General features: G+C 71.0%; 16 protein-coding genes. 3 read left to right on the plus strand and 13 right to left on the minus strand.

What is annotated here, in order from left to right:
* Positions 1–33: 33 nt before the first annotated feature.
* The gene (locus tag ACGFIE_RS03750) at positions 34–462 is read right to left on the minus strand and encodes a DUF3151 domain-containing protein (RefSeq protein WP_266247783.1); all 429 of its coding nucleotides are present in this window, start codon (positions 460–462) and stop codon (positions 34–36) included.
* Positions 463–709: 247 nt separating this feature from the next.
* Between ACGFIE_RS03750 and ACGFIE_RS03755 the strand changes: the two genes are divergently transcribed.
* Positions 710–1903 carry an LOG family protein gene (locus tag ACGFIE_RS03755; RefSeq protein WP_393290646.1) on the plus strand — a complete coding sequence of 398 codons (1194 nt, stop codon included), beginning with the start codon at positions 710–712 and terminating at the stop codon, positions 1901–1903.
* 49 nt (positions 1904–1952) lie between these two features.
* Here the strand turns inward: ACGFIE_RS03755 and fbaA are convergent, their stop codons facing one another.
* Both fbaA and ACGFIE_RS03765 read right to left on the minus strand, forming a co-directional pair.
* The gene (gene fbaA, locus ACGFIE_RS03760) at positions 1953–2978 is read right to left on the minus strand and encodes a class II fructose-bisphosphate aldolase (RefSeq protein ID WP_363681080.1); all 1026 of its coding nucleotides are present in this window, start codon (positions 2976–2978) and stop codon (positions 1953–1955) included.
* A 136-nt stretch (positions 2979–3114) separates the two neighbouring features.
* A complete protein-coding gene (locus tag ACGFIE_RS03765; protein WP_393290649.1) occupies positions 3115–3498 on the minus strand; it encodes a phage holin family protein in 384 nt (127 codons plus the stop codon).
* Positions 3499–3620: 122 nt separating this feature from the next.
* Between ACGFIE_RS03765 and ACGFIE_RS03770 the strand changes: the two genes are divergently transcribed.
* Positions 3621–3833 carry a hypothetical protein gene (locus tag ACGFIE_RS03770; protein ID WP_393290652.1) on the plus strand — a complete coding sequence of 71 codons (213 nt, stop codon included), beginning with the start codon at positions 3621–3623 and terminating at the stop codon, positions 3831–3833.
* A 4-nt stretch (positions 3834–3837) separates the two neighbouring features.
* Here the strand turns inward: ACGFIE_RS03770 and ACGFIE_RS03775 are convergent, their stop codons facing one another.
* Positions 3838–4902, minus strand: a complete 1065-nt coding sequence (locus ACGFIE_RS03775) for an LCP family protein (protein ID WP_393290654.1) — start codon at positions 4900–4902, stop codon at positions 3838–3840.
* A complete protein-coding gene (locus ACGFIE_RS03780; RefSeq protein ID WP_393290657.1) occupies positions 4899–5384 on the minus strand; it encodes a SigE family RNA polymerase sigma factor in 486 nt (161 codons plus the stop codon). The genes ACGFIE_RS03775 and ACGFIE_RS03780 overlap by 4 nt, the downstream gene beginning before the upstream one ends.
* Before the next feature lie 113 nt (positions 5385–5497).
* Here ACGFIE_RS03780 and ACGFIE_RS03785 point away from each other — a divergent pair, with 113 nt between their 5' ends.
* Entirely contained in the window at positions 5498–6319 is an 822-nt protein-coding gene (locus tag ACGFIE_RS03785) for a DedA family protein (RefSeq protein WP_393290660.1), read from the plus strand.
* Positions 6320–6488: 169 nt separating this feature from the next.
* On the opposite strand, the gene ACGFIE_RS03790 is transcribed toward ACGFIE_RS03785, so the two are convergent.
* From ACGFIE_RS03790 to clpB, 8 genes are all read right to left on the minus strand, one after another.
* Positions 6489–6866 (minus strand): helix-turn-helix transcriptional regulator, encoded by a 378-nt coding sequence (locus tag ACGFIE_RS03790; protein ID WP_007454255.1) that lies wholly within the window; start codon positions 6864–6866, stop codon positions 6489–6491.
* A 57-nt stretch (positions 6867–6923) separates the two neighbouring features.
* Positions 6924–7463: an orotate phosphoribosyltransferase gene (pyrE, locus tag ACGFIE_RS03795; RefSeq protein WP_393290662.1), complete on the minus strand. Its 540-nt coding sequence runs from the start codon at positions 7461–7463 to the stop codon at positions 6924–6926.
* A gap of 168 nt (positions 7464–7631) precedes the next feature.
* Positions 7632–8441 (minus strand): SDR family NAD(P)-dependent oxidoreductase, encoded by an 810-nt coding sequence (locus tag ACGFIE_RS03800; RefSeq protein ID WP_393290664.1) that lies wholly within the window; start codon positions 8439–8441, stop codon positions 7632–7634.
* Positions 8442–8451: 10 nt separating this feature from the next.
* A complete protein-coding gene (locus ACGFIE_RS03805; RefSeq protein WP_393290666.1) occupies positions 8452–9117 on the minus strand; it encodes a hypothetical protein in 666 nt (221 codons plus the stop codon).
* A 71-nt stretch (positions 9118–9188) separates the two neighbouring features.
* Positions 9189–10022, minus strand: coding sequence for a hypothetical protein (locus ACGFIE_RS03810; RefSeq protein ID WP_393290668.1), 834 nt, complete (start codon positions 10020–10022; stop codon positions 9189–9191).
* A gap of 89 nt (positions 10023–10111) precedes the next feature.
* Positions 10112–10714 carry a DUF4178 domain-containing protein gene (locus ACGFIE_RS03815; RefSeq protein WP_363681064.1) on the minus strand — a complete coding sequence of 201 codons (603 nt, stop codon included), beginning with the start codon at positions 10712–10714 and terminating at the stop codon, positions 10112–10114.
* 186 nt (positions 10715–10900) lie between these two features.
* Positions 10901–11281 carry a hypothetical protein gene (locus ACGFIE_RS03820; RefSeq protein ID WP_363681062.1) on the minus strand — a complete coding sequence of 127 codons (381 nt, stop codon included), beginning with the start codon at positions 11279–11281 and terminating at the stop codon, positions 10901–10903.
* 101 nt (positions 11282–11382) lie between these two features.
* Entirely contained in the window at positions 11383–13974 is a 2592-nt protein-coding gene (clpB, locus tag ACGFIE_RS03825; RefSeq protein WP_393290671.1) for an ATP-dependent chaperone ClpB, read from the minus strand.
* Between the last annotated feature and the right edge of the window lie 43 nt (positions 13975–14017).

The following is a 14017-nucleotide window of genomic DNA, read 5'->3' on the forward strand; positions in this document are numbered from 1 at the left end:
CCGGCCCGGCGTCGGGCCGGCCCTGGGCCGGTGTCAGTTGCTGGCCAGCGCGTCCGCCGCAGCCGGGTCGCAGTCGCGCAGGAACTGGGCACAGCGGGCCGCCTCGTCGGCCTCGCCGATCTCGTCGGCGGCCCGGGAGAGCACGTACAGGCAGCGGAGGAAGCCCCGGTTGGGCTCGTGCGACCAGGGCACGGGCCCGTGGCCCTTCCAGCCGCTGCGGCGGAGCTGGTCCAGGCCACGGTGGTAGCCGGTGCGGGCGTACGCGTACCCCGTCACCACCGCACCGGCGGCGAACGCCCGGGCCGCGAGCGCACCCCAGGCCGCGCTGAAGGTCGGGAAGCGGGCCGCCACCTCGGCGAACGCCTCGTCGGTGCCGGCCTCCTGGGCAGCGGCCAGGGCGGCGTCGGCCTCGTCGTTCGCGGGCAGGAGGGTGGCCGGTGGCTCCGGCAAAAGGTTCTGCATCGCCCCATTCAACCCGCTGGACAGGGCGACACGCGAGCGGGTCGGCCGACGCGTTCCGCTGAACGGCTGAGGAGTTGGTCACGCCTGCGGCCTATGCCGCTGCCAGGTGTTTTCCACTACAACTAATGGTCCGGAGCCTCCCCAGGACCCGGTTACGCAGGAGCCCGGTGGCCACGACCACCGGGCTCCTGTCGTTTCCGCCCCGCCCGGGGTTTGGCCGGCCCCGTCGAAGGGGCAGGATGGCCGGGTGCCGACCCCACCTCCCACGGACGTCATCGAACCGCACCTGCACGCCGACGAGATCCAGACCCGGGACGAGTTCGACAGGCGACTGGTCACCGGGCGCCTGACCGGGCTTACCGTGCAGGGGCTGCGCCTCGACCTCGCCCCGGTGCCCGACCTGACCGCCGTCGAGGTCACCGGCACGCTCTTCGTCGGCTGCCGGTTCGCCTCCCGGGAGGTCGGCGCAGACCTGGTCCGGCGAGGCGCGAACGTGGTGCCGCCGTTCTCCGGTCTGCCGTACCCGACCCAGCCGGCGCACCTCTACACCCCTGACGACCTGGCCGCCGGGTTCGCCGAGGGTGGGTTCGCCGGGATGTACGACACCCGGGTGTACGAGCACTACCGGGCGCACGGCGGGGCGCTGCCGGACGTGAAGGAGGCGCTCGGTCAGCGGCTGCACGACCACGGCGTGGACAACGCGCTCGCCGACGCCACCCGCGCCTGGCTGGGCGGGTACGGGCCGCAGTCGGTGGTGGGCATCATGGGCGGGCACGCGGTGCGGCGCGGCAGCGCGGCGTACCGGATGGCTGCCGTGCTGGGGTGGGAGCTGGCGCGGGCCGACCGGCTGGTGGTGACCGGCGGCGGTCCCGGGGTGATGGAGGCGGCGAACCTCGGCGCGTACCTGGCGGACCGGCCGGCGGCGGACCTGACCGGGGCGATCGACCTGCTGGCCACCGCGCCCGACTTCACCGACCACCACCGGTACACGGCAGTAGCGTTGACGGTCCGGCAGCGGTACGCGATCGTGCCCCGCCAGCGTGCCGGCGACGCCGGGTGGGCGCGGAGCGGTGGGCTGGCGATCCCGACCTGGCTGTACGGGCACGAGCCGGCGAATCTGTTCGCCGGGCGGATCGCGAAGTACTTCTCGAACGCCATCCGGGAGGACACGATTCTGCGGCTCGCCCGGGGCGGCATCGTGTTCGCGCCGGGACGGGCGGGCACCGTGCAGGAGGTGTTCCAGGCGGCGACCAAGACCTACTACGGCACCGACGGGGCCAGCGGCGCGTACATCTTCCTGGACCGCGACTACTGGACGCGGGAGTTGCCGGTGGAGGCGTTGCTGCGCCCGCTGCTTGCCGCGTCCCCGTTCGGTGACCTGTCGACGACCATCCACCTCACCGACGACGTCCACGAGGCCGTCCGCCTGCTGACCACCTGACGGCGACGGCCGGCTCCCCGAGAGAGAGCCGGCCGTCGGTGGACAGTCGTTACTTGGTCATCGTGGTGCCGGTGGAGCGCAGGTCCTCGCACGCCTGGACGACCCGAGCGGCCAGGCCGGCCTCGGCGGCCTTGCCCCAGGCCCGCGGGTCGTACAGCTTCTTGTTGCCGACCTCGCCGTCGATCTTCAGCACGCCGTCGTAGTTGCGCAGCATGTGGTCGGCAACGGGCCGGGTGAAGGCGTACTGGGTGTCGGTGTCGATGTTCATCTTCACCACGCCGTAGTCGAGAGCCTCACGGATCTCGCTCAGCAAAGAGCCCGAGCCGCCGTGGAAGACCAGGCTGAGCGGCTTGTCCTTGCCGTACTTGGCGCCGACCGCCTCCTGGATCTGGTTCAGGATCTCCGGGCGGAGCTTGACGTTGCCCGGCTTGTAGACGCCGTGCACGTTGCCGAAGGTCAGCGCCGCCATGTAGCGGCCCTTCTCGCCGAGGCCGAGCGCCTCGACCATGGCCAGGCCGTCATCGGTGGTGGTGTAGAGCTTGTCGTTGATGGCGTTCTCGACGCCATCCTCCTCGCCACCGACCACGCCGACCTCGATCTCAAGGACGATCTTGGCCTTGGCGGCCTCGTCGAGGAGCTGCGAGGCGATCTGCAGGTTCTCCGCGACCGGCACGGCGGACCCGTCCCACATGTGCGACTGGTACAGCGGCTGCTCGCCGCGCTTCACCCGCTCCTGCGAGATGCCCATCAGCGGACGCACGAACCCGTCCAGCTTGTCCTTCGGGCAGTGGTCGGTGTGCAGGGCGATGTTTACCGAGTACTTCTTGGCCACCTCGTGCGCGTACGCGGCGAACGCGACAGCGCCGGTGACCATGTCCTTGATCGAGGGACCGGACAGGTATTCGGCACCACCGGTGGAGACCTGGATGATGCCGTCGCTCTCCGCGTCGGCAAAGCCCTTGAGCGCCGCGTTCAGCGTCTGGGAGGAGGTCACGTTGATCGCGGGGTACGCGTACCGGCCAGCCTTGGCGCGGTCCAGCATCTCCGCGTAGGCCTCGGGGGAAGCGATGGGCATGTGATGCGCTCCTTACTTACCACTCTCGGCCGTGCTGGCCGCTGTTGTTCTCGTGTGCGCCGGACCGCGCTGTCCTCCGCCCGGCAGTATCCCGCAGGTGCGGTGCGCCGGACTAATCGAGGGGGGTGTCACCCGCTCACCGGGTGTCCAGACGGTCCGGCACGATGACGCTGATCAGCCAGGTGACCACTGTCATCACGATCGCCCCCCACAACGCCGCCCAGAAGCCGTCCACCTGGAACGGCAGGTCGAGCCCGCGGGCGATCCGGTCGGTGAGCAGGAAGAGCAGCGCGTTGACCACAAGCGCGAACAGGCCCAGGGTCAGCAGGTAGAACACACAGCCGACCACCCGGATGACCGGCTTGAGCACCGCGTTGATAACGCCGAAGATGAGCGCCACCACGATCAGCGTGAGCACGGTGTTGCCACCGGAGCGGCCGTGCACGTCGACGCCGGGCACGATCAGCGTGGTCACCCACAACGCGACAGCGGTGATCGCCAGTCGGATGAGGAAGCCCACGCCACCATCCTGGCATCGGCGCGCGCCGTCACGGGGTGATTCGGCCGACTCGGCTTCCGCGCGCGGCACCGACGCAGCCCGTACGGTGGTGGGAATCGTGCCCCGACAACCCGGGAGGGACCATGGGTCAGCCCGATGAGGACTTCACCCCCGGCGACCACCTCGCCGCGGACGAACGCGACCACGAGGCGGAGCCGGCCGACGCGGTCGAGCAGGCCGCAGCGGTCGACCCCGCCGACGTCGACCCCGAGCCACAGCGCGGCCTGGAGGTCGACGACTGGGACGCGATGGAGCAGGCCCGGGTGGTCACCACCGACGAGGACGACTACCGCTGACAGCTCAGCGGGCGCTGTCGACAAGCTTCGGGTGGCGGGCCGCCCAGTCGCCCAGCCGGTCCTCCCGCAGCGCGGTCAGGAACTCCGGCGCGAGCTTCGGGTCGGTGCGCAGGTAGCGGTTCTTCTCAAACACCCCGGCGACCGGCAGGCTGAGCCCGACCGGATCGACGGTCCGCAGGGTGGGGACGAGCCGCAGCAGGTCCAGCACAGCGCCCCGGTCGGGTGACACCACCAGGTCCGGGCCGACGGTGGTCAGCAACTTGGCGAGGCGTACCGGATCGGTGAGCACGCCCTGGTCGGCGGCCTGGCGCACCAGGCCGGCGGCGAAGAGCCGAGCGTTGCGGTCCCGGTCCTGGCTGCCCTCCGGCAGGCCGTAACGCTGGCGGAGCAGGTCGACCGACGCGGCGCCGTCGAGGCGTTGGCAGCCGGCCGGGAAGAGCCGCTTCGTGTGGACGGAGCTCACCGCTTCCGGCAGGCAGGTCGGGACGCCGCCAACGGCGTCGGTGAGCGAGCGCACCGCGCGGTACGTCAAAACCACGCCGGCGTCCACCCGGACCCCGGTCAGCTCGGTCACCGTACGCCGGGTCAACTCGTACCCCTTGGTCAGCTCCGGGCGGGTGAACCCGGCCCCGAACGGGAACGCGGCGTTCAGCTTGTCGGTTCCCTGCCCCGGAATCTGCACCCCCAGGTCACGCGGCAGCGACACCAGGTAGGGGCGGCTGCGGTCGGCCGGGATGTGCACCAACAGCAAGGCATCCGCGCGTGCCGTCGTCCGCCCGTCGCCGTCGATGCCGAGCAGCAGAATGTTCAGCGCGCCGGTGGGCGTCGGCCGACCGGACTCGCCGAGCAACTCGGCGGCCGGCGGCGACCCCGCACGCTCCGGAGTCAGCAGGGGCACCCCGAGCCCCAGCACCCCGAGCAGGGCCAGCGCGGTGCCACCGGCCTGCCAGCGGCGACGGCGACGGCGTCGCCTGATCGTCAGCCGGTCGATGGCGGCGCGCAGCGGACCGGTCGGCGGGGTCAGCGGCTCGTGCCGGGCGAAGGCGGCCCGCAGGTCATCCTCGATCATGAGCCAACCTCCACGTACTCGGCCCGGAGCGTGGCCAGCGCCCGGGAGATGGACGAACGTACGGTCCCGACGGCGCAGCCGAGAATGTCGGCGATCTCGGCGTCGGGCAGATCCTCGTAGTAGCGCAGCACGAGGGTGGCGCGCTGCCGGCGTGGCAGCCGGGACAGCCAGGTCCAGATCTGGTCCCGGTCCACGGCGGACTGGGCGTGGTCGGCGGACGACGGCAGGGACTCGTCGGGCTCCCCGCGCAGCAGTACCCGCCGCATCCACGAGCCGCGCTTCCAGTCGACGTACTGGTTGGTGAGCATCCGGCGTACGTACCGCTCGGGTGAGTCCGCGTGGGCGACCCGCCGCCAGTTGAGCTGGACGCGGACCATCGTCTCCTGCACCAGATCCTGCGCCTGGTGCGGATCACCGGTGAGCATCACCGCATACCGCAGCAGCGGGGCAAGTCGCGAGTCCGCGAACTCCTCGTACGTCACTGCACCTCCCGAGGTCCTGCACCAGATGACGGAAACGGGTGGACGGAACGTTGCGCCCGCGGGTGGTGGGATCCGGTCCGGCGCGGCGCGGACCACGAGCTTCGGTACCCTTTGTGGCCGTGGACACAGCTGAGAAGACCCGCGCCCTCACGGAGAGCGTCGCCCTGAACCCGCTCGATCCCAAGGACCTGTTGCAGACCTTCGGGCTGGTCGGCGTCTGGGTGATCCTCTTCGCCGAGACCGGCCTGCTGGTGGGTTTCTTCTTCCCCGGTGACTCGCTGCTGTTCCTCGCCGGTGTGGCCGCCTCGCCGGTGGCGGATGCCATCTTCGGTGACGGCACCCGGCTCTCCCTGGCCGGCCTGCTGATCGGCGGGCCGATCTGCGCGATCCTCGGCGCCCAGCTCGGCCACCTGCTCGGTGCGCGGTACGGCCGACGGATGTTCGAGCGGCCCAACTCGCGGCTCTTCAAGAAGGAGTACGTCGAGAAGGCCGAGTACTACTTCCAGAAGTTCGGTCCGGCGAAGGCCGTGGTGCTGGCGCGCTTCATTCCGATCGTGCGGACGTTCCTCAACCCGGTCGCCGGGGCGCTGGGCATGCCGGCGCGACAGTTCCTGCTGTGGAACATCGTCGGCGCGGTGCTCTGGGTGGACGGCATCCTGCTGATCGGCTACCTGCTGGCCGATCGGATCTACCGGGCCATCGGCGACAAGATCGACCACTACATCCTGCCGGTGGTCGCCCTGATCGTCCTGATCTCGGTGCTGCCGATCTTCTTCGAGTTCCTGCGGGACCGGCGGGCGCGCAAGCGCGGCGAGGCGGTCGCGGTGGTCGCGGCGGCCAGCGCCGCGGGCGCGGCCGAGGCGGTACGCGAGAAGTTCGACCACGACGAGCACCCGCACGACCGTCGGCGTCCGGGGCACGGCCAGGAACGCTGATCCCAGATACGACGACGGCCGGCCCCCTGGTGAGGGGGTCGGCCGTCGGCATGTCAGGCCCGCCCTGCGGCGGTGCGGCCGAGGACGAGCAGGTATCACCCACCGGTGGCGCCACCCCTGGTTCGCCACCGGACACCGCCCCGGCATGGGACGGTGCGCAGCGCCTACGTCAGCGGGCCTTCTTGGTGGCCCGCTTACGCGGCGGGGTCAGCAGGTCGGCGATCGTCGCGATCGCACTCGGGACCAGCCGGTAGTACGCCCAGACACCGCGCTTCTCCCGCTCCAGCAAGCCGGCCTCGGTGAGGATACGCAGGTGGTGACTGACCGTCGGCTGAGAGAGGCCGAGCGGCGCGGTCAGGTCACAGACGCACGCCTCGCCCTCGGGGGCCGACTGGATCAGGCTGAGCAGCCGCAACCGAGCGGGATCCGCGAGGGCCTTGAGGACCCCCGCGAGACGCTCGGCATCGGCACGTTCGATCGGCTCACCGGCAAGCGGCGAGATCTGAGGCATTGTCATTTCGGCCAACGCAGTTCCCACGTATTCCATCCTTCCACCAGCAGCATCGATCCGCCTGCATATCAGCAGATCCGAATCGGCAAACTTTTACGCCACAAGGCCGAGGTCAGCCAACGTATAGGCCGCCCTGTACGGCAATCCGGCGGCTCGCACCGCGTCGCCGGCGCCTCGATCAACAATAACCGCCACGCCCACGACTTCGGCTCCGGCCTCGCGAAGCGCCTCGACAGCGGTCAACACACTTCCGCCCGTTGTGGACGTGTCCTCCACCGCCAACACACGGCGGCCGGCCACCTCCGGTCCCTCGATTCGTCGCTGCAGACCGTGCGCCTTGCCCGCCTTTCGCACCACAAAGGCGTCCAGGGCACGGCCGGTCGGAGCAGCGGCGTGCAGCATCGAGAGCGCGACAGGGTCCGCGCCCAGGGTGAGCCCACCGACGGCCTCGTACTCCCAGTCGGCGGTGAGATCGAGCAGCGCTCGACCGACCAACGGAGCGGCCTGGTTATGGAGCGTGACACGTCGCAGATCGACGTACCAGTCTGCCTCGCGCCCCGAGGAGAGCACGACCCGTCCGTGGACCACAGCCAGGTCGGTAATGAATTTACGCAGGTCGTCGTGGTCCCCCATGGCGGTAGAGGTTACTGCGCAAGTCTGAACGGCGTCTGCACGGCCCTCCCCGATCGGCCCGACGAGGCACCGATGGTTGGCGATGTTCGACTACGCTCAGCGACCGGCCTGGAGGCGGTGCGCCAACGCCAGACGGCGGCGTTCTAGACGAGACCCTGCGTCGACGGGTCAGCGCTTGTTGGGGCCGGTCCGGCCACGGGTGTCGCGGGCGACCGCCTGGAGCAGCCGGATCGGCGCGTGTCGCAGACCGGCGACTGCCACCTTGTACTTCCACGCCGGGATGCTTACCAACTTGCCTTTTCGCAGGTCACGAAGGGCTTCGTCGACGACATCCTCGGCTCGCAGCCACAGCCACTCCGGCGTCTTCGACATGTTGATGCCGGCCCGTTCGTGGAATTCGGTACGGGTGTAGCCGGGGCAGAGAGCCATCACCCGAACACCGAATGGACGTGCCGACTGGCCGACGGAGTCGCTGAAATTGGTGACCCACGCCTTGCTGGCCGAGTAGGTCGATCCGGGCATCACCGCGCCAAACCCCGCAACCGAAGAGACATTTATCACTGCCCCGTCGCGCCGTTCGGTCATGGGGCGCAGGGCCGCCAGGGTCAGTCGCATGACGGCGTGCACGTTGAGCCGGAGCAGGCGTGCCTCGTCCTCCGCTGTGGAGCGCAGGAACGGCTTGTTCAGGCTGATGCCGGCGTTGTTGACGAGCAGGTGGACAGGGCTGTCGGACGTCAGTCGCCGCTCGACGGCGGCGCAGCCGTCATCGGTGGACAGGTCCGCCGACAACGTCTCGGCCGGACGACCGTGCCGCGCACCCAACTCCGCGGCCATCTCACCCAGTCGGCCAGCGTCCCGGGCGACCAGCACCAGGTGCCAGCCGTCGGCCGCCAGGCGTCGGGCGAACGCCGCGCCGATGCCGGCCGTGGCGCCGGTGACCACTGCCCGTCGCTCGGCGGTCGTGGGGTCGAGCGTCACGGGCGGGTCCTCACCTGGGCGGGTACGGGGGTGTGGCGGGCTGCTGCGGGGGTTGGTGCGGTACGGGCGGGAACGCGTGTGGGGCGGACGGCGGGGTGGATGCCGTCGGACGGTGTCGACCGAACCAGGCGTTCGCCGCCGGCAGGGTCAGCAGCGTTGCTACCACAAGGTAACCGAGGGCCTGCCCGACCGAAAGCCCGGCGTTGAGCGGAATCCACCAGGACGGGTACGCGTCCGCGATGAGGCCGAGCAGCTCGGCGGTGGCCCGCTCGTCCGCGCCCAACCGCAGCGGCGCGGCCCGCTCGCCGACGAGCACCGCCACGCTGCAGCAGCCCGCGAGCAGGCCGAGCCCGCAGACCACCCAGGCGGCCACCCGCACGCCGCGCCGACCCGTCAGCAGCCCGAGGGCCAGGCCGGCGAGCACGGGCGCGGAGAGGGCGGCCACCACCGCGGTCAGAACCGCCGACGCGCGCAGCAGGGTCACCACGTCGTCGATCTGCTGCGAGCTCGCCGAGGTGTCGCGAGCGGCGGCCCGGAACGCGTCGACGGTCCGGCCCAGCACGGTCAGGTCGACGACGGCGTACGCGAGTGCGCCCAGCGCCATCACCAGCAGCACGGTCGAGGCCAGCAGAACGACGGCGGGCCGGCGCGGCGGTGCCGATTCGGGGTACGACACGACGAATCCCTCCGGTAGGCGTCGGGTGCAACCTACTCGGAGGGATCGTCGGCGTCGTGCTTATCCAGCGGTCAGCTGGTCGACGGCGGGGTCGGTCCGGGGCGGTCGCCCGGCGGCGTGTCGTCCGGCCGGTCGGTGCCGGACGGGCCCGACGGCGGCGCGGACGGCGGCGTGCCCGGCTGCTCCGATCCGGGTGCCTGACCCGGCGTCGACGGGTAACCCGGCTCGCCACCGGACGGGTAACCCGGCTGGCCGGTCGACGGGTAGCCCGGCTGGCCGGACGCCTGCGGGTAGCCCGGGTAGCTGGCGCCGGGGGTCGGGGGCTCCCAGGCCGCGGTGGGCTTGCGGAAGAACTCGTTCGACTTGGGCAGTGCCAGCAGGATGAGCGCCGCCAGCAGCGCGAGCAGGCTGATCACGCCGAGCAGGATGCTGACCGGGGTGATCCAGGATGGCAGCGCCTCCTCGAGGCGGCGCCGGACCTCGTCGCCGCTCGGCATGTCGCCGCCGCTGTTCCCACCGGTGGCGAAGCTGCCACCGCCCGCGCCGTTGAGCACGGTCCCACCCGTGCAGCAGACCATGATGCCGCCGACGATCCAGGTGGTGATGCGCGAACCGTTGCTACCCCGGTTGTTGAACATGGCCAGCACGGCCAGCACGACCGAGAACAGCACCACGAGAATGCCGGCGCCCAGGGCGAACGCGAAGACGAAGTCCGCCACCTGGTCGGCGCCATCGGTGGTACTGCTCGAGTAGGCGTCGCGGAGCACGTCGCGGGTCTTGCCGATGGTGGACAGGGTGACGATGAGACTGATCACCTGGCACGCCAGGAACAGGTAGAGCAGATAGCTGGAAATGGTCACGGTGGATGGCCGCTGACGGGCCGGCGTGCTCTGGGAATCGACCACGATTCTCCTTCCCTAGATCGGGCCCACACCGTATCGGCAACCGGCCAATCCGGCATGCCGTGCCGAACGCGGCGCGCGCGTCGGGTCGCTCAGCGCCCGTCGTCGGTGGGTCGGATCGCCAGGTTGGCGGGGTCGAGCAGGTCGCCACGGGCGACCCGCCAGCCCTCTTCGCCGTACGCCTCGAAGGAGAGCCGGGCGTTCCCACCCGACTGGTAGTCGTGGTAGCGCATCGTTCCGGCCGGCGGCAGGCCGGTCTCGCCGGTGGCGGTGTAGCGGGCCTGCCCGGTCTCGGCCCAGGTGTACCGCAGCCCGCCGAGGTCGATGGTCGGTGCGCCGGGGGTGACCGTCGCGCCGGGCTCGGCGGTCCACAGCACCAACTCCAGCTCGGGGCCGCCGTCGCCCTCCACGGAGAGCCGGTGTGGCGTGCCGGAGGCGTCGTCGAGGAGGTGCTGCACCCAGCTCCAGTCCCCCTCGACCAGGCGGATGGTGCCGCTCACGACGTACTCCCGCTGGCCGATCCGCACGCGATCACCGGGCGCCAGTCGGTGGGCGCCGTCGCGGGTGGGCCCGGTGGCCGGCGGCACTCCGGTGGGCCGGGCCGCGGCCCGCCGCCGGGTCCGCACGACGATCACGAGCACGACCACGATGAGTACGACAAACGCCGCCACCAGGTACGCAAGCGCCCCGTCCACCCGACCACCTCCCCAGGTACGTCGGCGCAGACGGTAACAACCTCGCGCACCGAATTGAGTCGTGTCGTGACCGAAAGCTCAGCTACCGACGGCAGCCGACGTGTCGCCCGGCGTGGTCATTGTGGATGCCCGGACGCCCTGCGCTCTTCCACGCTGGTGCGGCCGGCGGGTGGTGTCGCGGCAGGGTCACGCTGCCGCGAGTCGCTGGGTGGCGTAGTCGCCGAGGGTGGAGCGCCCCATGACGCAGCCGACGAAGGTGGTGAACTCGGTGCGGTCGTCCCGCAGCGACGTCCACGCCGCCCGGGCCGCCGCCGGGTCGGCGCGCTCCAGCAGCGTCGCGGCGTACGCCCGGCCGGCGGGTGAGCCCTCGGCGAGCAGCCGGTCGAGCTGCCGGCGTACCTCCTCGGGGTGGTCGTCGAGCGCGGCCTCGACGCGGTGGTACGCCTCGGTCACCGGCAACGTCGCGCCCGCGATCCCCACCCCACCGAAGGCGAGCGTCTCGGCGACGACCAACTCGTCAACAGCCGCACGAAGTTCCCGCTCCCAGGCCGCACGCATCCCGAACATGCCCCAACCCTTTCCCTCCCCGCCCACCTCTCACCCTGTTGATCAAGAGGTTTGCGCCATGAGAAGACGTCCCGTGACGCAAACCTCTTGATCACCGCTGGTCAGGCGGGGGTCACCGTCAGGGAACTGGTGCCGGGGGTTTGGTCGACCTTCACCGTGTTGCCGTCTCGGATGGTGCCGCTCAGCAGCGCCTTCGCCAGTTGGTCGCCGATTGCGGTCTGGACCAGGCGGCGCAGGGGGCGAGCACCGTAGATCGGGTCGTAGCCGTGCTCGGCGAGCCAGTCCCGAGCGGCATCGGTGATCTCCAGGCCGAGCCTCCGGTCGGCCAACCGCCGTCGCATCCGGTCGAGCTGGATGTCGACGATGGAGCGCAGGTCGTCCCCGCGCAGCGCGGCGAAGACCACGATGTCGTCCAGCCGGTTGAGGAACTCCGGCTTGAAGTGCGACCGCACCACGGCCAGGACGCCCTCCCGACGCTGCTCCTCGGCCAGCGTCAGGTCGCTGATCACCGACGAGCCGAGGTTGGACGTGAGGATCAGGATCGCGTTGCGGAAGTCCACCGTGCGGCCCTGCCCGTCGGTGAGCCGACCGTCGTCGAGCACCTGGAGCAGGATGTCGAAGACGTCCGGGTGGGCCTTCTCCACCTCGTCCAGCAGGATCACCGAGTACGGGCGGCGGCGCACCGCCTCGGTGAGCTGCCCGCCCTCCTCGTAGCCGATGTACCCGGGTGGGGCACCTACCAGGCGGGCCACCGAGTGCTTCTCCCCGTACTCGCTCATGTCGATGCGGACCATCGCGCGCTCGTCGTCGAAGAGGAACTCGGCGAGCGCCTTGGCCAGCTCCGTCTTGCCGACACCTGTCGGGCCGAGGAAGAGGAAGCTGCCCGTCGGGCGGTCCGGGTCGGCGACACCGGCCCGTGCCCGGCGTACGGCGTCGGAGACCGCGCCGACGGCCTCGGCCTGGCCGACCACCCGGCCGCCCAGCGACTCCTCCATCCGCAGCAGCTTGGCCGTCTCGCCCTCCAGCAGGCGGCCGGCCGGGATGCCGGTCCACGAGGCGACCACCGCGGCGATGTCGTCCGCGCCGACCTCCTCCTTGAGCATCGCGCCGTCGGCCTGGAGCTGGGCCAGCTCCTCCTCGGCCTGCTTCAGCTCGACCTTGAGGGCCGGGATGCGGCCGTAGCGCAGCTCGGCGGCACGCTCCAACTCCCCGTCCCGCTCGGCCCGCTCGGCCTCGCCGCCCAGGCGCTCCAACTCCTCCTTGGCGGTGGAGAGCTTGGTGATGTGGCTCTTCTCGGTCTGCCAGCGCTCGGAGAGCACGGTGAGCTGCTCGCGCTTGTCGGCCAACTCCTGGCGCAGCCGCGCCAACCGCTCGGCGGACGCGGCGTCCGGCTCCTTGGCCAGCGCCATCTCCTCGATCTCCAGCCGGCGGACCGCCCGCTCGATCTCGTCCACCTCGACCGGACGGGAGTCGATCTCCATCCGGAGCCGGGACGCGGACTCGTCGACCAGGTCGATCGCCTTGTCCGGCAGGAACCGGTCGGTGATGTACCGGTCGGAGAGCGTCGCGGCGGCGACAAGCGCGGCGTCGGTGATCCGGACGCCGTGGTGCACCTCGTAGCGCTCCTTGAGCCCGCGCAGGATGCCGATGGTGTCCTCGATCGTCGGCTCACCGACAAGCACCGGCTGGAAGCGCCGCTCCAGCGCCGGGTCCTTCTCGATGTGCTCGCGGTACTCGTCGAGGGTGGTCGCGCCGACCATCCGCAGTTCACCACGGGCCAGCATCGGCTTGAGCATGTTGCCGGCGTCCATCGAACCCTCGCCCTTGCCGGCGCCGACGACCGTGTGCAGCTCGTCGAGGAACGTGATGACCTGCCCGTTGGAGTTCTTGATCTCCTCCAGGACGGACTTCAGCCGCTCCTCGAACTGGCCCCGGTACTGCGCGCCGGCGACCATCGCGCCGAGGTCCAGCGAGACCAGCTTCTTGTCGCGTAGCGATTCGGGCACGTCGCCGGCCACGATCCGCTGGGCGAGGCCCTCGACGATGGCGGTCTTGCCGACGCCGGGCTCACCGATCAGGACGGGGTTGTTCTTCGTACGTCGGGAGAGCACCTGGATCACCCGGCGGATCTCCGAGTCCCGGCCGATCACCGGGTCGATCTTGCCGTCGCGGGCGCTGGCGGTCAGGTCCACGCCGTACTTCGTGAGCGCCTGGTAGGTCTGCTCCGGATCGGCGGTGGTGACCCGCCGGTCGCCACCCCGAACGGTCGGAAAGGCGGCGACCAGGGCCTCCTCGGTGGCGCCTGCCGACTTCAGCGCGGCGGACACCGCACCGCCGACCTGGGCCAGGCCGGCGAGCAGGTGCTCGGTGGAGGTGTACTCGTCGCCGAGCGGCCGGGCGATCTGCTCGGCCGCGCCGATGGCGTTGACGAACTCCCGGGCCAGGGTGGGCTCGGCGATGCTGGAGCCCCGCGCGGCCGGCAGGGCGTCGACCGCACGCTGGGCGGCCCGACGCAGCTCGGCGGGGTCGGCCCCGACGGCGCGCAGCAGGCCGGCGGCGGTCGAGCCGTCGGTGTCCAGCAGGGACAGCAGCAGGTGCCAGGGCTCGACTGTGGCGTGGCCACGCTGGTTGGCAAGCGCGACGGCGCCGGTGATGGTCTCGCGGCTCTTGGTGGTGAGTCTTTCCGTGTTCATGGGCTCCCCCGGATCGGCGTTGTCCACTGGGTTGGACACAACC

It is taken from the genome of Micromonospora sp. NPDC049275, assembly GCF_043197115.1.
Lineage (GTDB): Bacteria > Actinomycetota > Actinomycetes > Mycobacteriales > Micromonosporaceae > Micromonospora.

Excerpts from the sequence above, each read along its gene's own strand:
- ACGFIE_RS03790 (WP_007454255.1), bottom strand. The coding sequence starts at position 6,866 with ATGGAATACGTGGGAACTGCGTTGGCCGAAATGACAATGCCTCAGATC.
- ACGFIE_RS03775 (WP_393290654.1), bottom strand. The coding sequence starts at position 4,902 with ATGATCGAGGATGACCTGCGGGCCGCCTTCGCCCGGCACGAGCCGCTG.
- ACGFIE_RS03820 (WP_363681062.1), bottom strand. The coding sequence starts at position 11,281 with ATGTTCGGGATGCGTGCGGCCTGGGAGCGGGAACTTCGTGCGGCTGTT.
- ACGFIE_RS03750 (WP_266247783.1), bottom strand. The coding sequence starts at position 462 with ATGCAGAACCTTTTGCCGGAGCCACCGGCCACCCTCCTGCCCGCGAAC.
- pyrE (WP_393290662.1), bottom strand. The coding sequence starts at position 7,463 with ATGGGGGACCACGACGACCTGCGTAAATTCATTACCGACCTGGCTGTG.
- ACGFIE_RS03770 (WP_393290652.1), top strand. The coding sequence starts at position 3,621 with ATGGGTCAGCCCGATGAGGACTTCACCCCCGGCGACCACCTCGCCGCG.
- fbaA (WP_363681080.1), bottom strand. The coding sequence starts at position 2,978 with ATGCCCATCGCTTCCCCCGAGGCCTACGCGGAGATGCTGGACCGCGCC.
- clpB (WP_393290671.1), bottom strand. The coding sequence starts at position 13,974 with ATGAACACGGAAAGACTCACCACCAAGAGCCGCGAGACCATCACCGGC.